Below are 16,281 nucleotides of genomic sequence, written 5' to 3' on the forward strand. Positions count from 1 at the left end.
GTTTGCCTCACCTTCCCATGGAGGCTTGAGCGCTCCTTAGTGGATCCGTCGGATCAGCTTCAGGATGAACTGACGCAGGGAAAAGGACTGTGCGGATCGGGGGTACTGGCGCTGCGGTGAACTCATCACCAGGCCACCCACCATCGAAAAGGATCCAGTCCCGCCTTTGACAAGCATGAGATGAACCGCTGGGTGCGCGAAAGATATGCCCCCTGTCTCGATTGCGCTCGTCAGAAGTGAACGTTTTTAGGTTTTGGATTCGCTCCGGGCAGGATGCATCGTGATGGTTCGCGCGATCGATTCACGGTGAGTTCCACTCCTTCTGGTCTGAGTCACCTCAATGCCAGCGGGGAGGCCCACATGGTGGATGTGGGTGGCCGCGCCGTGAGTGATCGTGTAGCCGTTGCGGAGGGGTTTATTCAGCTCTCGGCGGAGGCTCTGGCCCTGGTGGTGGAGGGGCGTGCTGCCAAAGGGGATGTTCTGGCCGTTGCTCGGGTCGCGGCGATTCAGGGGGCGAAGCGGACCTGGGAACTCATTCCCCTGTGCCATCCCCTGCCCTTAAGCGGGGTCTCCGTGGCGATTGAGCCCGTGGCGGATGGGTTTCGCATCGAGGCCTCGGCCCGCACCACCGGTGTGACCGGTGTGGAGATGGAAGCGCTGACCGCCGTGCAGGTGGGCCTGCTCACCCTCTACGACATGGTTAAAGCGGTCGATCCCGCCATGACGATTGGTCCCGTGCGCCTCCTGAGCAAGACCGGCGGGCGGCGTGGCGATTGGCAGCGTGATGACTGAGCCCTATCCCCGCGAAGGGCTTCCCCTGGATCAGGCCCGGGCCCTGGTCTTGGAGGCGCTGCAACCCTTGGGGCTCTCGGAGTCCTTGCCCCTGCCGGACTGTCTGGGCCGCACCCTGGCGGAAACGCTTCATGCGGCGGAAGCCGTGCCAGGTTTCCGCGCTTCGATCATGGATGGCTATGCCATCGCCGGCTCTGAGCCGCCTGAGCCGGGGGACTCCTGGCAGCTGATGGGACGCTCCGCCGCGGGGGCACCGTTTCGCGAGAGCCTGCAGCCGGGACAGGCCGTTCGTGTCCTGACGGGGGCTGTCGTCCCTGAGGGAAGCGGTTGGGTGTTGCCCCAGGAATTGGTGGAGGCCTGTGATGGCCAGCTCCGTTTGCTGAAGGCCTGCGGGGTCAACCCCTGGATCCGCGCCATGGATGAAGAGGCGGCCGCGGGCGGGGTCTTGGCCCAGGCCGGGGATCGCTTGGGTGTAGCGGAGTTGGCGCGCCTGGCCAGTTGTGGCGTGCAGCAGTGCCGGGTTTGGTCACGGCCGCGCGTGGGTCTGCTGATTAGTGGCGATGAGTTACTTCCCCCCGGTGAGCCCCGGCAGTTGGGGGAGATCTGGGAAAGCAACTCGACGTTGCTTTGCGCCCTGTTGCAACGCCTGGGCTACGGGGTTGCCGTGCAGAGGGTGGTTGGCGACCAGCCCGAGCCGTTGCGTCAGGCCCTGCTCGAGCTGGCGGCGAACGCTGATGTGGTGGTGAGCACCGGCGGCGTTTCTGCGGGGGATACCGATTGGATCCGGCCCTTGGTGGCGGAACTGGGGGAGGTGCGGTTCTGGAAGTTGTTCCTCAAACCCGGTCGTCCCTTGGCCTGGGGAACGGTGGCTGGGAGGCCCTTCTTCGGCCTGCCGGGCAATCCCGTGGCCGCCGCCGTGACGGCCCTGCAGTTGCTCTGGCCGGCGCTGCAACGGCTGGAGGGGGCTGAGGTTGCGCTGCTGCCGCGTCTGCGGGTTCAGTTGGAGCATCCCCTGCGGCGCGGTTCGGGGCGCCCTGAATTGGCCCGGGCGTCCTTGGTGGTGGCCGATGACGGTCGCTTGTTGGCCCGGGTCGCGGGTTCCCAGGCGTCCTCCCGGATTGGCTCCCTGGCGCAGGCGGATTTGCTCTTGGAGATTCCCGCGGAGCTGGGGAGCTTGGAGGCGGGTGCGGAGCTCTGGGCCCAGCTCCTGCGGCTGCCGATTTTTTGAAGCCCTAGAGCGGGGTGTTGCCCTCGATCCACTGGCTGGATCCATCGGCGGTCCATTCCCGCTTCCAAAAGGGGGCGTTGTGCTTGAGCTCCTCGAGCAGCTCTTGGCAGCACCGTTGGGCTGGCCCGCGTCGGTCGGCCCAGACCGCGACACAGACGATGGCGTCGTTCACCGCGATGCGGCCGACGCGGTGTTCGATCAGGCAGGCCAAGGCGCCATGGCGCTTGCCGACGGATTCGGCAATGCGTTGGAGTTCCGCCTCGGTCATCCCGGGGTAGTGCTCAAGTTCGAGGGCGATAACGGCACTGGCGCTGCTGGCATTGGCTTGGCCGGCGCGCACACGGCCGATGAACGAACTGCAGGCCGCCGCCCGCTGGTGGCCCGCCTCGAGCAGCTGTTGTTCCCACTGCTGTAGGGAGATCAGCGGCTCAAACCGCTCCAGGTGCAGTCGAATCTGAATCGCGATGGGCTGCTCCATTAGCCCCCAGAGATCGGTGGCAGAAAGGCCAACTCGTCTCCGTTCTGCAGAGGCGTCTCGGCGCTGGCAAAGCGTTGATTGATGGCCACCCGGACCGCGTCCATGGCCCCGGGCAACTCCAGCGTCCGCCAGAGCTCTTCGGCGGTGGTGGGCTGCTCGAGCAGCCATTGACGCTCCGCCCAACCCGCCTGCTCCCGCAGGCTGGCGAACAGGCGGATGCGAATCGAGCCGGGTGCGCTGGAGCCCATGGTTCAAACGCTACCCAGCGGACGATCGGGGTTTGGCAGCATCAACGGACCCCTTGATCCCGCGCGTGGGCCTTTCGATTGCGCTGCTGACCGTCTCCGATACGCGGACCCTTGCCGAGGATCGCTCTGGCGATGCCCTGCAGCAGCGGCTGGAGGCGGCGGGCCATGTTCTGCAGGAGCGTCGCCTGGTGCCGGACAACCGCTACCGCATCCGCGCCGAACTCAGCCGTTGGATCGCCGATGAGGCGGTGCAGGTGGTGATCACCAGTGGCGGGACCGGCTTGACCGGGCGGGACGGGACTCCGGAGGCCGTGGAGCCCTTGCTCGATAAACGCATTGAGGGGTTTGGCGAGCTCTTCCGTGTGTTGTCGTTTGACACCATCGGCACCAGCAGTCTCCAGAGCCGCTGTTTGGCGGGTGTGGCCAATGGCACGGTCGTGTTTGTTCTGCCGGGTTCCCTGGATGCGGTGGAAACGGCTTGGGATCGCCTGATCTCCGCTCAGTTGGATGGGGCGACCCGTCCCTGCAACTTGGTGCAGTTGCTGCCGCGCCTGACCGAGGCCCCATGACTGCGCTGGAGCCCGGGCTGCTCTTGGCCCTGGGGCTCATCGCCTTTTTGTATGCCTGCGTTGGCCATGCGGGCGCCTCTGGCTACATCGCCAGCCTGGCCCTCTTCGCCGCGCCGCTGGAGTGGATTCGGCCGATGGCCTTGGTGATGAATCTGGTGGTGGCGAGCCTGGCCAGTTGGCGTTTTTACCGCGATGGCCACCTGCCGGTTGTCGTCCAGCGCCGTTTCCTGCTGCCCCTGCTCTCCTGCTCGATTCCCGCGGCGCTGCTGGGTGGGAGTTGGCAGCTGCCGAGCGATGGCTTGAGCCTGTTTTTGGCTGTGGTGTTGCTCTTTTCGGCCCTGCGGCTTTGGCGGCCGACGGCGGCGCCTGCGGCGGCGGCCGTGGACCTGCCTCCACTCCCCTCGGTCTTGTGCACCGGAGCCCTGCTGGGTCTGTTGGCTGGGTTGAGTGGAACCGGGGGAGGGATCTTCTTGACTCCCCTCGTGCTGCTGGCGGGTTGGCTTCCCATTCGCCTGGCGGCCGGAGTCTCAGCGGCCTTTATCTGGTGCAACTCCCTGGCGGGTTTCAGTGGTTGGCTGCTGAGCTATGGCGCTTCTGCTCTGCCGCCCGTGCCAGTTCTGCTGGCCCCGTTGCCCCTGGTGGCCTTGGCAGGAGCCTTGGGGAGCTGGTGCGGCAGCCGGCGGTTTCAAGAGGTCTGGATTCGTCGACTGCTGGCGTTGGTGCTGCTGTTGGCCAGCTTCAAGTTGTCGGGTCTGTTGGCTTGGTTTTAGCCCCCCAGATAGGCCATCTCGGCTTTGGGCTGCGCCAGGCGCGAGGCACGTTCTTCGCTGTAGCGATCTCGGCGGTGGCTCCAGAGCTGGCCGATCGCTTGGCGAAGGCTTTCCGGGGTCTGTAGCCAAGGCTTGAGGTCTTGGCCCTGCGAGGCAAACAGGCAGGTGTAGGCCATGCCATTGGCTGTGACCCGCAGCCGGTTGCAGTCGCCGCAGAACGGTTGCGTGATGGAGGCCACGACGGCAACGGCCCCGCGGCCATCGCTGTAACGCCAGCGGCTGGCGGTGCCATGGGTAGGGCGTCCCAGGGGCTCCAGGGGCCATTGGCTGCCCAGGCGCTCGATCATTTCGGCAGCGGGCACGACCTGCTCGGGGGACCAGCCGTTGCGGTTGCCCACATCCATGGTTTCGATCAGCCGCAACTCCAGGGCCTGGTCGCGGGCGAGGGCGGCGAGAGGTAGCAATTGATCGTCGTTGCGTCCCCGCTGGATCACGCTGTTGAGCTTCAGCGCGCCAACGGCGGGATCAAATCCAGCGGCCTTGGCCGCGGCGATGGCCGCCAAGACCTGCTGCAGGAGCTGTGCTCCCTGGTGCGGTCGGCCGCTCATCTCCCCGACACGCTCAGGCGCGACGGCATCAAGGCTGATGGTGATGCGCTGCAACCCTGCTCGCCGCAGCCGCTGGGCTCGCTCAGGGCTGAGCAGCAGGCCATTGGTCGTTAACGCGATGTCGCTCAAGTCCCGCAGGGGGCTGTTGGCATGCCTTCTTGCGAGGCCGATGGCCTCCAGTAAGTCCTCCAGATCAGGTGTCAGCAGCGGTTCCCCACCGGTTAGGCGCAGGCTGCTGACCCCCAGGCTGCAGGCCGCTTCGATCACCCGCAGACGCTGCTCCGTTGTCAGTCGGTCTGGTGCTTCTTCCCCGTCCGGTTGGCAGTAGGGGCAAGCCAAGTTGCAGCGCGCGGTCAAGGAGAGCCGCAGGACCCCAAGGGGACGCTGAAGTTGATCGGCGGCCGGTCCTGGGCTCATGGCATCAGCCTGGCTCGCTCCGTAGGCGTGTTCGCATTGAGGAGTTGCTGGGCAGGAAGCACCACAGCTTGATGGGGGATGGTGGCGAGCCAGCCCTGCCAGCGCCGCTCCCCCGCCTCTAGCGCCTGGGCGAGGGTGCTGCGCTGCTTGGCTCCACCCGGGTAGATCCCCAGCAGGGGCTGCAGCTGTTGGCCGTCATGGGCCACCGCAGCCTGGCCTGGCGCGAGCTCCCACTGGGTGATCAGCGACTCCAGCGTCTCTCGGCTCAGGCTGGGCATGTCCACCGGAGCGATCAGCACAGCGCTGTCGCCTGTGCTGGAAAGCACGTGTGCAAGGGCCCTGAGGGGGCCTTGGGCAGGCGGGGGCTCCAGGGTGAGGTGGACCCGCTCGAGCCCGGCCACCAATGCCGCATGGCTTGGGTATTGGCTGCAAACCGCGACCGATTCACAGACTCGACTGAGGAGCTCCGCAGTGCGTGAAAGCCAGCTCCCGCCATCGGGGTGCGGGAGTGCTGCCTTGTCTTGGCCCATGCGCCGGCTCGCACCGCCGCAGAGCACGGCGCCATGGATCCGCACTGGAGTCATGCCTGCACGATGTAGCGCTGGGAACCGCTCTTAATGTCGCTGTTGCTACCAAACAAATCCCTGGGCCTTGTTGCTCGGACAGGCGATAAGCCTGGTTGATTGCATTGATTAGCCCGCGTCCGGTCCGCGGCCTGGATTGATCTTTGGTAGCAGTCGTTACCCGTTGGGGTGGCTCTCGGGTGGTCCAATTCCGTCAGCGCTTGATGCGCGATTCCCCCGGTCGCTGCTTTTTGAAGGCCTGGGCTTACTCCACTGTCCCTGTCCTCCATGCTTGGCGATCTTTGGTCGCTCCAGGGGAGATATCGCACTCTTCATCTCACCTGGTTCGCCTTCTTCCTGACGTTTGTCGTCTGGTTCAACCTGGCTCCACTGGCTACAACGGTTAAGGCCGATCTTGGCCTCGACCTTGGTCAAATCCGTACCGTTGCGATCTGCAACGTTGCCCTCACAATTCCTGCTCGCGTGCTCATCGGCATGCTGCTGGATAAGTTCGGTCCCCGTAAGACCTACTCGGCGATTCTTGTCTTCTCGGTGATCCCCTGCCTGCTGTTTGCATCAGCGCAGGACTTCAATCAACTGGTGGTTGCTCGTCTGCTGCTCTCCATCGTTGGTGCTGGCTTTGTGATCGGTATCCGCATGGTGGCCGAATGGTTCCCGCCCAAGGAAATCGGGCTGGCGGAAGGGATCTACGGCGGTTGGGGCAACTTTGGCTCGGCCTTCTCTGCGCTGACTCTTGTCGCCCTTGCTGGCTTCCTGTCCTTCTCGGGTGGCTTCGAGCTGCCCACCGGCGCCATTTTGAATTGGCGTGGTGCGATTGCTCTGACCGGCATTATTTCGGCCGTCTATGGGGTGATCTACTTCTTTAGCGTCACTGATACTCCCCCCGGTAAGGCCTACCAAAAGCCGGCCAAGTCTGCTGGTCTTGAGGTGACTTCTATGCGGGACTTCTGGGGCTTGCTGGGCATGAATGTTCCCTTTGCGGCCATTCTCTGCGTGCTCTGCTGGCGCCTGCAAAAAGTTGGCTTCCTGAACGCCGGCACCTATCCCCTGGCGCTCCTGGCAGTTCTGGTTTGGTTCGGCTTCCAGACCTGGGGCATTATTCGCACCAACCGCGATCTAATCAACGGCGTTAAGCAATATCCCAAGGAAGATCGCTACGAGTTCAAGCAGGTCGCCATTCTGGAGCTCACCTACATCGTGAACTTCGGATCTGAGTTGGCGGTTGTCTCCATGCTGCCGACCTTCTTTGAGACCACGTTTGATCTGCCGAAGGCAACAGCCGGCATCCTGGCGTCCTGTTTTGCCTTTGTGAACTTGGTGGCTCGTCCCGGTGGCGGTCTGATTTCCGACAAGCTCGGCAGCCGCAAAAACACCATGGCCTTCCTGACCGGTGGCTTGGGCATTGGTTACTTGATCATGAGCATGATCAAGCCCGGCGCGTTCTCCGGCTCCCTGGGCATCACCGTCGCGGTGTTGATCACGATGCTGGCCTCGTTCTTCGTCCAGGCCGGTGAAGGTGCGACCTTCGCGATGGTGCCGCTGGTCAAGAAGCGTGTGACGGGGCAGATCGCAGGTCTTGTGGGCGCCTACGGCAACGTTGGTGCGGTTGCTTACCTGACGATCTTCAGCCTGCTGCCGATGTGGATGGGTGGTGGCAAAGATCCCTCTGCGGAGATCGTTGCCTCCTCCAACAGCGCCTTCTTCCAAATCCTCGGTACTGCGGGATTGATCGTCGCTTTCCTCTGCTTCTTCTTCCTGAAAGAGCCCAAGGGCTCCTTCGCTGAAGAGCATGCGGACGAGAAGGCTCTCGTCAACGCCTAATCCTCCCCGTCGCTGGGGTTCTCAGGGGGCGGCCATCACGAGCCGCCCCTTTTTCTTTCGACCTTGTTTCGTTCCTGGTCATGGCCCAGTCCGCTTCCGGCAACGTGCGTAGCCAATGCCCCTATTGCGGTGTTGGTTGTGGGCTTGAGCTGATTCCGCCGGCTTTGCCCGGTCAGGCGGTCAAGCGCGACGCCGAGGGCAATCCGATCTGGACCGCGCGGGGCGATCGCCAGCACCCCTCAAGCCTGGGCCAGGTCTGCATCAAGGGTGCGACCGTCGGCGAGACCTTGGACCGTGGGCGTCTCCGGGAGCCGCTCTATCGCTCCAGCCTGGACGACCCGTTTCAACCCATCCGGTGGGAGCAGGCCATGGACCTGCTGGTGGGCCGGATCCGCAGCACCTTGGCCACCAAGGGGGCTGACGCCATTGCCATGTACGGCTCTGGCCAGTTCCACACCGAGGACTATTACCTGGCCCAGAAGTTGTTGAAGGGTGCGTTGGGCACCAACAACTTCGATGCCAATTCCCGGCTTTGCATGAGCTCCGCGGTGGCGGGCTATACCCGCAGCCTCGGCTCCGATGGCCCCCCTGCCTGTTACGAGGATCTGGACCACTGCTCGGTGGCTTTCCTGATTGGAACCAACACCGCGGAGTGCCACCCGGTCCTGTTCCAGCGTCTGTTGAAGCGCAAAAAACGCAATCCAGGCAGCGTCACGATCGTGGTGGTCGATCCCCGCTCAACGGACACAGCCAAGGCCGCTGACATTCATCTGCCCATCGCCCCGGGCACTGATCTGGCGCTGCTCCACGGTCTGGCCCATCTGGTGCTGCGGGAGAACGGTCAAGACCCGGCGTTCATCGACGACCACACCGAGAACTACGACGCTTTTTTTGATGTCGCGGCCCGTTGGACGCCCCGAAAGGTCGCCCGCTTTTGCAACATCCCAGAAAAACGGCTGCGGGAGGTGGCGGAGCTGTTTCACCGGCGTGAGCGGGTCCTCAGTCTCTGGTCGATGGGGGTCAATCAGCGGCGCGAGGGCACCGCGGTGGTCGGCGGCCTGATCAACCTTCACCTGCTCACCGGTCAGATCGGCAAAGAGGGAGCGGGACCCTTTTCATTGACGGGGCAGCCCAACGCCATGGGAGGCCGGGAGGCCGGGGGCCTGTCCCATCTGTTGCCGGGGTACCGCCTGGTGACCAACGCCGAACACCGTCAGGAGGTTGAGCAGGCCTGGGGACTCCCCGCCGGCAGCATCGCGGCGACGCCGGGCTTGGCGGCCTGGCAGCAGGTGGAGGCCATGGAGCGCGGCGAGCTGGATCTCTGGTGGGTGGCCGCAACGAATCCCCTGGTGAGCCTGCCGGACCTCGATCGCGTCAAAGCTGCGATGCGGCGCTGCCCTCTGGTGGTGGTGAGCGATGCCTACGCCGACACGGAAACGGCTCACTACGCCCACCTGGTCTTGCCGGCGGCCCAGTGGAGCGAGAAGGCCGGTGCGATGACCAATTCCGAGCGCAGGGTCACCTATTGCCCGGCCTATCGCCCTCGCCACGGCGAGAGCCGGCCCGACTGGGAGGTGTTCGCGGAGGTGGGTCGGCGCCTGGGCTTTGAGGAGCAGTTCAGCTACGACTCCGCGGCTGAGGTGTACGCGGAATTCAGTCAGCTCACGGCCGGGCGTCTCTGTGATGTCTCTGGCTTGAGTCATGCCCTGTTGGAGGAGGCCGGCCCCCAGCAGTGGCCCTTCCCGGCGGGCAGTTCAGCCACCACCGAGGCCAAGCGGCTCTACAGCGACCATCAATTCGCGACACCCTCGGGACGTGCTCGCTTCTGCATCGACCAACCCCTGGGATTAGCGGAACCTCCCTGCGAGACCTATCCACTGGTGCTCACCGTGGGCCGGTATCTCGGTCAATGGCACACCATGACCCGCACGGGAAAGGTCGATCGGCTGCAGACCATGCATCCCGAACCGCTGCTTGAGATTCACCCCCAAGATGCCCTTGAGCTCAAGCTGCGGGATGGGGAGTTGGCGGCTGTGAGTTCACGCCGCGGACATATCACCGCCAACGTCAAAGTCACCGATCGCATCCGCCGGGGGTCGGTGTTTCTTCCGATGCATTGGGGGTTTACCCAGGAGAAGGCCTGCGAGGCCAATACCTTGATGCACGATCAGGCCTGCCCCGTCTCCAAGCAGCCTGAACTCAAGGCCTGCGCGGTCATCGTTGCCCCGGCGGTGTCGGTGGTCAAACCGGTGGAGCAGGAGGCGGGGCGCCTGGAGGCCCTGCGGCGCTGGTTCAGCCCAGCACTTCGCTGAAGGCGGCCTCCAAGTTGTGGTGGTCATGCCCTGGCCTGGCCAGCTTGCACAGGGCAAACCGCTCTAATTCGTTGAGCGCGACCCATTGCTCTGTTTGCAGGGGGATGCCGCGGAGTTGCGCGGCCTCAATCAAGACCTCGGGAATCTGCTGCGGGTTTTGCCAGGGCTCGCCGCTGGCGATCGGCAGCGTTTTGGCCTGACCGTCGGCCATGGCCTCCGTGCGACTCAAGAGGTGCTCCCCCAGTTGCTCAAGCGCGTCTTGGGTGTCGAGCCAGTCGACAAGTGTTTGCCGCTCGTCTTGGTTGAGGGCGAGCCAATGGTTGAGCTTGAGCTTGATGCCGCAGAGGTCCAGCTTGCGGCGCACGCAGAGGGGAATGCAGCGCCAGTTGCCGATGAAATCGCTTTCAAAGTCAAAGCAATGGCTTGCTGAGGGGGCCTCAGTTGTCACGGCCAGACGTCGTTCTGGTAGTGATTTTGACGCTTCTGAGGATTGCTTGCTCCCGGCGGATGGGTTTGGTGTCAACGGCGGCCAAATCGGTGCGTTGGTCTCTTCAAACTCCCTTCAATTCTTCCATTCACCATGCGTCTGGCCGTTGCTCTTGGGGTTCTGCTGGGCAGTTCCCACGGCTGGGTGAGCAGCGATCGACTTCTCGCAGGGGCGGCCGCCTGGTCCATGGCGCCGGCGGCGTCCACAACGTTTTGGACCGGTTCAGCTGGCGAGGGTTGGCTGACGTCTCCATAGTGGATGGGTTGAATCCCCCATGCCGTCATGGCAACCAAAACTGGAGTTGCGGTTCAGGGCCGCCATCCCCTGACGATCGCCACAGGTTTCCTAGGAGCCTTTGTTGTCGCCTCCTTGGGCGTCCAACTCATCCGTAGTGCCTCCATCTCGGCTTCCGCACCCGCGTCGGTGCAGCCCGTGATTGCTGGCCAAGCGGCGATGTGGCAGGTGCTGGGCGAGCGCTGATTGGTTGCTCTCAGCCCATCTCCTGGCGCAGACGCTGGAGGTGGGCCATCACCACCCCCGAGCTCAGAAGATCCCGGCAGCGCTCGAGGCCGCCTGTGAGGTTCGCCTCCAGTCCGGCTTGCCAGAGGTAGGTGCCGGCATTCCAGATCAAGGCGGTCGCGAGTTCCCCTTGCCCGCCGAGGGCGGCGGCCGCTTGGTTCCCCCAGTTCTCCAGCCCGTCCCAAAGCGGGTCGGCTCCGTAGCAACCGTTGTCGCGGGGGTGGAGAATCTGGCGCCCGTCCTCCTCTCGGGTTGGACGACCCGTCACGCAGGCCCGACTGATCGGCAGATCGGTGCTCCCCTCGAGGCCTTTGACGGTCAGCACGTTGGTTTCCCCCGCTAAGTCCAGTGCCTTCCAGGCCCGCGCTTCGGTTGGCGGGTGGACAAAGCCACTGACCAGTAGGTGCTCGCCCTGGTGCGCAGTCCAGAGCAATTCGAGGCTGGCCAGCGGTGGCCGCTTGCCGAGATCCTCGCGGTAAGGGATCAGGGTTTCGGCATCCGGGAGGTGGTCCGGTTGATGGACCAACGCCAGATCGCAAGCGTTGAGCTTGGCCTGGACCCACTCGACGCTTCGGCCGGCGAGCTGCAGGCCCAAGCAGGCGAACAGCTCCTGGGCCGTGATCCCGTATTTCACGGGGATGCGGCCGGCCCCTTGCAGCACCACGGGGAGTCCGGCACTCGAGAGCACCAGGGCGGTTAGGGGGTAGATCGGAGCGGTGCGCGTGCGCCCGTCAAAGGGCATGCCGAAGCTGATGGCTGGCTTCTCGGTGGTGAGCTGTGGGCCCCGCTTTCGGTACACATCCAGCATCCCGGTGAGCTCCTGAGGTTCAGGCCGGCGGATGCGGTGGGCGATCAGGAAGGCGCCGATTTGGGCCGGGCTGGCGGCCCCATCGAGCATTAGTTCCAGAGCGTGGGCGGCTTCCTCGCGCGTCAGTCCACTACTGGTGTGCTCGCCACTGCCGACTTTGCGCAGATAGGCCTTGAACAGCTCACGGCCATTTGGTGGGCCGTCGGTTGGGGGAGCGGCGTAGGTCAAGCCGACAGAAGAGCTCGTTCTCACTGGATTCTCCGTGCCGACAAGGCCCGATCTGGTAGCAGCAGCTACCAAGTTGTTTCAGGCTCGGTAACAAAGGCTGCGAAGTTGATCCCCATCTGCAGCGAATCTGACATGCGAGCAGAACGCAGATCGCGCTTCATTCTGTTCACTCCTCTCATCAATTCTGGCCTGTCTCCATGACGGTTACTCCTGTTTCAATGCCCTCGTTGGCAGCTCCCTCTCCCGCCACAATCACGGCGACGTTGATGGCGGCGAAGAAGGCCAAAGGGCTGAGCTTCGCTGATCTGGAGGCCGCCCTGGGTCGCGATGAAGTGTGGATCGCTTCGCTGTTCTACTGCCAGTCCACCGCTTCGGCTGAAGAAGCCCAAAAGCTGGCTGAACTGCTCAGCCTTGACCATGCCATTACCGAGGCACTGCAGTCGTTCCCGACCAAGGGCGGTCTGGATCCTGTGATCCCGACTGATCCGCTGATCTATCGCTTCTACGAGATCATGCAGGTGTACGGAATGCCCCTGAAGGACGTGATCCAAGAGAAGTTTGGTGATGGCATTATGAGCGCCATTGACTTCACCTTGGATGTGGACAAAGTCGAAGATCCTGCTGGTAACCGCGTGAAAGTCACCATGTGTGGCAAGTTCCTTCCTTATAAGAAATGGTGAGCTTCGGCTCCCAACGCAAAAGCCCACCGTTGGTGGGCTTTTTTTGTGGCGAATTGTAGAAATGAATAGTTATGCCAAGGCCTGCTCGACCAGGGCTTGATGCCTGACCTGAGCCTTGAGTTGACGCTGCAGCGGCTCTTCTAAGGCTGTGCCAGCCAATTCGCCTCGAAGCTCCAGCAGCTGCTGGCAGCATTCCAGGCTGCCGATGCAACCGAGGGCCTGGAGTGCCGCTTCAGCGACGCGGGGCAAGGCTTCGGTGCTGATGCAGCTGCGAATGGCAGCTAAGACGCTGGGTTCGTTGCGCCGTTGCAGCAGCTTGATCGTGGCAATCACCACATCGGCGCGAAAGTCCTGCAGCAGAGGCGTCGTCAGGCGTAGGACCTCCTCGGCCGTCAGGCTGCGATTGCGGAAGGTCAGCAGGCTGAGGCCTGCCAGGCGATGGCTCTGGCCCGGGGCGCTCAGCGCTGATTCGATGATTCTGAAATCGATCAGATTGCCCCAGCAGCCGAGGGCTTCGAGCACATCGGGCTCCAGGGGTCCGGCCTCTGGCAGCCAGGCCAGGAGTTGGGTGCAGGCCTGGGGGTGATGACAAATCCCCAGGGCGCGAATGAGGGGCAGAGAAATGCCCTGCGATTGACAGAGGGGAAGGATCAAGGCAATGGCCTCGGGTCCGGCCATCCCCAGCCGCTCAGCCAGGCTGAGGGCAAGGGTGGGATCGGAGACCCGAGGCAGCAGAGCGCTCAGTTCTTCAGGGGTGAGGGGCTGCCGCCGCCAGCGTCCGAGCCGTTCGCTCAGAGCAGCTTCCTCATGGGGCTGAAGAAGGTCAGAGGCAGGGGCGACAGCGAGTCCCATTGATCAGCGAGCCCCCAGCTCGGCGGCCAGTTCCCGCTCCAGCTTGTCGTCGTGCTCACTGGGGAGAACGTTGGTCATCTTCGTGCGGTGGGTGCTGTAGAAGAGCATCCCGATGAAGACCATCCCGCCCACGATGTTGCCGAGGGTGACGGGGATGAAGTTCCAGACGATCACCTTGCCGAAGGACACACCGGAGCCCAGCAGCGGGCCGGCGGTATGCAGGAACTGGTTCACCACGATGTGCTCCATGCCCATCGTTTGGAAGGCCGTGATCGGCAGCCAGCAGGCCAGCAGCTTGCCGGGAACGCTCTTGCTCACCAGGGCCATGGTCACGCCCAGGCAGACCAGCCAGTTGGCGACCATGCCCCGCAGGAAGGCCAGGAAGAAGCCAGTGCTGCCAAGGGCTTCGTACTTGGTGACCACATTCAGTTTGTTGAGCTTGATGATCGTGGCGGCCACAACCTGCCAGCCCTTACCGCCGTCGGCAGCGGCCAGGGGCTCAACGGTGCCGGCGCTGGTCAGGCTGGCCCACATGATCAGGGCAACAACGGCGGTGCCGATGAAGTTGCCAATCCAGACCCAGGCCCAGTTGCGGAAGGTGGCGCTCCAGCTCGCCTTGCCGGCCCAGACGCTCATGGGCAGCAGGGCGAAGTTGCCGGTGACCAGCTCCATGCCGAAGAGGACGATGCTGGCGAAGCCGAAGGGGAAGAGCAGCGAGCCCAGGAAGGGCATCTTGCTCTGGGCGGCCACGGTCAGGGCCAGGATCACGGCGAGACCGAGGATGGCTCCGGAATAGAAACCGCGGATCAGCAGGTTCTTGACGCTGACGGTTGCTTTTTTGCCGCCGGCAGCAATCATGCCGTCGACTAATTCGTTGGGTAGGACATAGTCCATCTGTGAAGCTGTCGCGCTCATGTTTTGCTCTGCAAGTGATGTGTGAGGAAGGGAATTAACCGCTAATGCGGTTCATCAAGCGAGAAATGATGTCTTGGCTGCCTTGGGGCCTGTTGACGGCAGCTTTGTCAGTGCCACTGCTGCTCAGCCAATTCACAAACCGAGAGAAGACATCTCTCTTTTGTTGCGTCGTTGATGAAGACATGCGTCCGAAGTTGAGGGTGAGACGGTGCGATCTGATTGAGGACAGGCTTCAGAAGAAAGGAGCACCTGGTCTCAAAAATGCCGGTAAATGTGTAGTGCGGACTGCGGCTTTTTACGTCCTGGGCTTGGCGCCAAACTGTTCAATGAGAACCTCTTTCAGCACCGCTTGGATTTCACTGGCGGGAACTCCTTTGCGGTGCATCTCGCCGATTTGAGGGTTGGCACCTTGGGAACCGCCAATGGTGATGTTGTAGCCCTCGCCCATGCCGCCATCGGGCTGTTTGGTTTTGGTTCCGGTGAGACCAATGGCGCCCATGTAGGCCTGGCCGCAGGTGTTGGGGCAGCCCGTCCAGTGGATCTTCAGTTCCTCCGGAAGGACCAATTCACGATCCAGCGCTTCAGCAGCAGCGAGGGCTTGATCCTTGGTGTTGGTGAGGGCAAAGCTGCAGTAGCTGTTGCCGGTGCAGCTGACGGTGCCAGCGGCAATGTGGCTGGGGTTCATGCTGAAGCGCTGCAGCAGTGGTTCCGTTTCAAAGGCCTGGAGTTGAGCGCTGCTGATGCCGGTAAAGATCACGTTTTGATCTTCCGTCAGGCGCACGCTGCCGTCGCCATGGCGCTCGGCAAGGGCGGCAATGTCTTGGAAGTCTTCGGCCAGCAGGCGTCCGACGGGAACATGGACACCGGCGTAGTGCAGGTCCTGCTGCTTCTGCGGGTGGATGCCGTAGTGGGAGCGGGGTTCAGCGTCGAAGACTGAACCTGGATCTGGGGTCAGCGGACCAAAGCGTTCTTCCACCATGGCCCGGAAAGCCTCCAGACCAACCTCGTCGAGGTACAGGCGGAAGCGACCCTTAGGGCGCTTGTCCCGCTCTCCGTTGTCCCTCCAGATCTTGATCACGGCTTCGGTGATCGCGCAGATTTGATCTGGTTTGACCCAGGCGTTCAAGGGAATGGCATAGGCATTCATCTGGGAGGAGAGGATGCCGCCGATCCAGACGCCAAAGCCCATCTCGCCGTTGCGCTCAACGGGGTGGAAGGCGATGTCGTTGTGGAGCAGGAAGTTGTCGCGTGCACCAGCGACAGCCGTATTCCACTTCCGCGGAAGGTTGGAGAACTCGGGGTTGCCCTGGTGGTTGCTCGTGAGGAAGTTTTCGAGCTCCTGGGTGTACGGGCGAGTGTCGACAATCTCCAGGGGGTCAATGCCGGCAATGGGATTTCCGGTGACGTTCCTGGGGTTGTCAAAGGCCGATTGGATGGTGGTCAGGCCAACCGCTTTGAGTTGACCCAGAATCTCGGGCAGGTCCTCCAGGAGGATGCCGCGCATTTGGATGTTTTGGCGCGTGGTGATGTCGGCGCTTCCGTTGCTGCCGTAACGAGCCACGATGTTGCCGACGACCCGAAGCTGCTCTGCGGAGATCACCCCGTTGGGAACCCGCAGGCGCATCATGAACAGCCCTGGAGTTTTGGGTCTCCAGAACATTCCGTACCACTTCAGTCGCAGCTGAAGATCCGTCTCATCGACGTTCTCCCATCCAAGTTTGGCGAACGTCTCGATTTCGCTGCCGACGAGTAGGCCGTCTTTGGCCGCTTTGTTCTGCTCAATCTTATTGAGCTTTTTACCTTCGAGCCAGCTCGGTAGTGCGCTGGGTGTCTCGTTTGCGTTGGACATCGTTGGCGTCGCCACCATGGGAAATCGGTTCAGATGAAGTCAGCAACTGAGCCGTTTCCAAAACAAAGAACGACTAGTGAGAGGAATCAAATCACTCGCCCTCTGCACTGCTTTGT

At 63.0% G+C, this 16,281-nt stretch carries 18 protein-coding genes; 9 read left to right on the forward strand and 9 right to left on the reverse strand.

Annotation, left to right across the window (positions count from 1 at the left end; translation table 11 throughout):
- The first annotated feature begins 273 nt into the window (after positions 1-273).
- Positions 274-792, forward strand: a complete 519-nt coding sequence (gene moaC, locus ACXIQ9_RS05130) for a cyclic pyranopterin monophosphate synthase MoaC (protein WP_459015960.1) — start codon at positions 274-276, stop codon at positions 790-792.
- A complete protein-coding gene (locus tag ACXIQ9_RS05135; RefSeq protein ID WP_459015961.1) occupies positions 785-2,020 on the forward strand; it encodes a molybdopterin molybdotransferase MoeA in 1,236 nt (411 codons plus the stop codon). Before moaC ends, ACXIQ9_RS05135 begins: the two co-directional genes overlap by 8 nt.
- A gap of 4 nt (positions 2,021-2,024) precedes the next feature.
- On the opposite strand, the gene ACXIQ9_RS05140 is transcribed toward ACXIQ9_RS05135, so the two are convergent.
- Both ACXIQ9_RS05140 and moaD read right to left on the reverse strand, forming a co-directional pair.
- Positions 2,025-2,498 (reverse strand): molybdenum cofactor biosynthesis protein MoaE, encoded by a 474-nt coding sequence (locus tag ACXIQ9_RS05140; protein WP_459015962.1) that lies wholly within the window; start codon positions 2,496-2,498, stop codon positions 2,025-2,027.
- A complete protein-coding gene (moaD, locus tag ACXIQ9_RS05145) occupies positions 2,498-2,746 on the reverse strand; it encodes a molybdopterin converting factor subunit 1 (protein ID WP_424163350.1) in 249 nt (82 codons plus the stop codon). Before moaD ends, ACXIQ9_RS05140 begins: the two co-directional genes overlap by 1 nt.
- Before the next feature lie 65 nt (positions 2,747-2,811).
- On the opposite strand from moaD, the gene moaB reads away from it, so the two are divergent.
- Together moaB and ACXIQ9_RS05155 are read left to right on the forward strand one after the other, a co-directional pair.
- On the forward strand, positions 2,812-3,315 hold the full coding sequence (moaB, locus tag ACXIQ9_RS05150; protein WP_459015963.1) for a molybdenum cofactor biosynthesis protein B: 504 nt from the start codon (positions 2,812-2,814) through the stop codon (positions 3,313-3,315).
- Positions 3,312-4,085 (forward strand): TSUP family transporter, encoded by a 774-nt coding sequence (locus tag ACXIQ9_RS05155; RefSeq protein ID WP_459015964.1) that lies wholly within the window; start codon positions 3,312-3,314, stop codon positions 4,083-4,085. The genes moaB and ACXIQ9_RS05155 overlap by 4 nt, the downstream gene beginning before the upstream one ends.
- Here ACXIQ9_RS05155 and moaA read toward each other — a convergent pair.
- Entirely contained in the window at positions 4,082-5,110 is a 1,029-nt protein-coding gene (moaA, locus tag ACXIQ9_RS05160; protein ID WP_459015965.1) for a GTP 3',8-cyclase MoaA, read from the reverse strand. The genes ACXIQ9_RS05155 and moaA overlap by 4 nt on opposite strands.
- Entirely contained in the window at positions 5,107-5,694 is a 588-nt protein-coding gene (locus tag ACXIQ9_RS05165) for a molybdenum cofactor guanylyltransferase (RefSeq protein ID WP_459015966.1), read from the reverse strand. Before ACXIQ9_RS05165 ends, moaA begins: the two co-directional genes overlap by 4 nt.
- A 267-nt stretch (positions 5,695-5,961) precedes the next feature.
- On the opposite strand from ACXIQ9_RS05165, the gene ACXIQ9_RS05170 reads away from it, so the two are divergent.
- Together ACXIQ9_RS05170 and ACXIQ9_RS05175 are read left to right on the forward strand one after the other, a co-directional pair.
- Complete coding sequence (locus tag ACXIQ9_RS05170) at positions 5,962-7,515, forward strand: NarK family nitrate/nitrite MFS transporter (protein ID WP_424163344.1); 1,554 nt, start codon at positions 5,962-5,964, stop codon at positions 7,513-7,515.
- Positions 7,516-7,595: 80 nt separating this feature from the next.
- Complete coding sequence (locus tag ACXIQ9_RS05175) at positions 7,596-9,827, forward strand: molybdopterin oxidoreductase family protein (RefSeq protein ID WP_247476689.1); 2,232 nt, start codon at positions 7,596-7,598, stop codon at positions 9,825-9,827.
- Here the strand turns inward: ACXIQ9_RS05175 and ACXIQ9_RS05180 are convergent.
- Positions 9,808-10,275, reverse strand: coding sequence for a nitrate reductase associated protein (locus ACXIQ9_RS05180; RefSeq protein WP_247476690.1), 468 nt, complete (start codon positions 10,273-10,275; stop codon positions 9,808-9,810). The two genes, ACXIQ9_RS05175 and ACXIQ9_RS05180, sit on opposite strands and share 20 nt — an antisense overlap.
- Positions 10,276-10,407: 132 nt before the next feature.
- Between ACXIQ9_RS05180 and ACXIQ9_RS05185 the strand changes: the two genes are divergently transcribed.
- Complete coding sequence (locus ACXIQ9_RS05185) at positions 10,408-10,569, forward strand: hypothetical protein (RefSeq protein WP_156797755.1); 162 nt, start codon at positions 10,408-10,410, stop codon at positions 10,567-10,569.
- A gap of 27 nt (positions 10,570-10,596) precedes the next feature.
- A complete protein-coding gene (locus ACXIQ9_RS05190) occupies positions 10,597-10,794 on the forward strand; it encodes a hypothetical protein (RefSeq protein ID WP_296420585.1) in 198 nt (65 codons plus the stop codon).
- A gap of 10 nt (positions 10,795-10,804) precedes the next feature.
- Here ACXIQ9_RS05190 and ACXIQ9_RS05195 read toward each other — a convergent pair whose 3' ends face one another.
- Positions 10,805-11,869 (reverse strand): anthranilate phosphoribosyltransferase family protein, encoded by a 1,065-nt coding sequence (locus tag ACXIQ9_RS05195; protein ID WP_459015967.1) that lies wholly within the window; start codon positions 11,867-11,869, stop codon positions 10,805-10,807.
- Positions 11,870-12,087: 218 nt separating this feature from the next.
- Between ACXIQ9_RS05195 and cynS the strand changes: the two genes are divergently transcribed.
- Entirely contained in the window at positions 12,088-12,549 is a 462-nt protein-coding gene (gene cynS, locus ACXIQ9_RS05200; protein WP_071777923.1) for a cyanase, read from the forward strand.
- Positions 12,550-12,618: 69 nt separating this feature from the next.
- On the opposite strand, the gene ACXIQ9_RS05205 is transcribed toward cynS, so the two are convergent.
- The 3 genes from ACXIQ9_RS05205 to ACXIQ9_RS05215 form a co-directional block, all read right to left on the reverse strand.
- Positions 12,619-13,401 (reverse strand): hypothetical protein, encoded by a 783-nt coding sequence (locus tag ACXIQ9_RS05205; protein WP_459015968.1) that lies wholly within the window; start codon positions 13,399-13,401, stop codon positions 12,619-12,621.
- A gap of 3 nt (positions 13,402-13,404) precedes the next feature.
- Positions 13,405-14,295, reverse strand: a complete 891-nt coding sequence (locus ACXIQ9_RS05210; protein ID WP_424163357.1) for a formate/nitrite transporter family protein — start codon at positions 14,293-14,295, stop codon at positions 13,405-13,407.
- A gap of 316 nt (positions 14,296-14,611) precedes the next feature.
- Entirely contained in the window at positions 14,612-16,183 is a 1,572-nt protein-coding gene (locus ACXIQ9_RS05215; RefSeq protein ID WP_459015969.1) for a ferredoxin--nitrite reductase, read from the reverse strand.
- Between the last annotated feature and the right edge of the window lie 98 nt (positions 16,184-16,281).

The sequence above is a fragment of the Synechococcus sp. LTW-G genome (assembly GCF_054459035.1).

Bases quoted from the DNA above. Each gene is read 5' to 3' on its own strand.
- moaC (WP_459015960.1), top strand. From the start codon at position 274: ATGCATCGTGATGGTTCGCGCGATCGATTCACGGTGAGTTCCACTCCT.
- ACXIQ9_RS05135 (WP_459015961.1), top strand. From the start codon at position 785: ATGACTGAGCCCTATCCCCGCGAAGGGCTTCCCCTGGATCAGGCCCGG.
- ACXIQ9_RS05140 (WP_459015962.1), bottom strand. From the start codon at position 2,498: ATGGAGCAGCCCATCGCGATTCAGATTCGACTGCACCTGGAGCGGTTT.
- moaD (WP_424163350.1), bottom strand. From the start codon at position 2,746: ATGGGCTCCAGCGCACCCGGCTCGATTCGCATCCGCCTGTTCGCCAGC.
- ACXIQ9_RS05155 (WP_459015964.1), top strand. From the start codon at position 3,312: ATGACTGCGCTGGAGCCCGGGCTGCTCTTGGCCCTGGGGCTCATCGCC.
- moaA (WP_459015965.1), bottom strand. From the start codon at position 5,110: ATGAGCCCAGGACCGGCCGCCGATCAACTTCAGCGTCCCCTTGGGGTC.
- ACXIQ9_RS05165 (WP_459015966.1), bottom strand. From the start codon at position 5,694: ATGACTCCAGTGCGGATCCATGGCGCCGTGCTCTGCGGCGGTGCGAGC.
- ACXIQ9_RS05170 (WP_424163344.1), top strand. From the start codon at position 5,962: ATGCTTGGCGATCTTTGGTCGCTCCAGGGGAGATATCGCACTCTTCAT.
- ACXIQ9_RS05175 (WP_247476689.1), top strand. From the start codon at position 7,596: ATGGCCCAGTCCGCTTCCGGCAACGTGCGTAGCCAATGCCCCTATTGC.
- ACXIQ9_RS05185 (WP_156797755.1), top strand. From the start codon at position 10,408: ATGCGTCTGGCCGTTGCTCTTGGGGTTCTGCTGGGCAGTTCCCACGGC.
- ACXIQ9_RS05190 (WP_296420585.1), top strand. From the start codon at position 10,597: ATGGCAACCAAAACTGGAGTTGCGGTTCAGGGCCGCCATCCCCTGACG.
- cynS (WP_071777923.1), top strand. From the start codon at position 12,088: ATGCCCTCGTTGGCAGCTCCCTCTCCCGCCACAATCACGGCGACGTTG.
- ACXIQ9_RS05205 (WP_459015968.1), bottom strand. From the start codon at position 13,401: ATGGGACTCGCTGTCGCCCCTGCCTCTGACCTTCTTCAGCCCCATGAG.
- ACXIQ9_RS05210 (WP_424163357.1), bottom strand. From the start codon at position 14,295: ATGGACTATGTCCTACCCAACGAATTAGTCGACGGCATGATTGCTGCC.
- ACXIQ9_RS05215 (WP_459015969.1), bottom strand. From the start codon at position 16,183: ATGGTGGCGACGCCAACGATGTCCAACGCAAACGAGACACCCAGCGCA.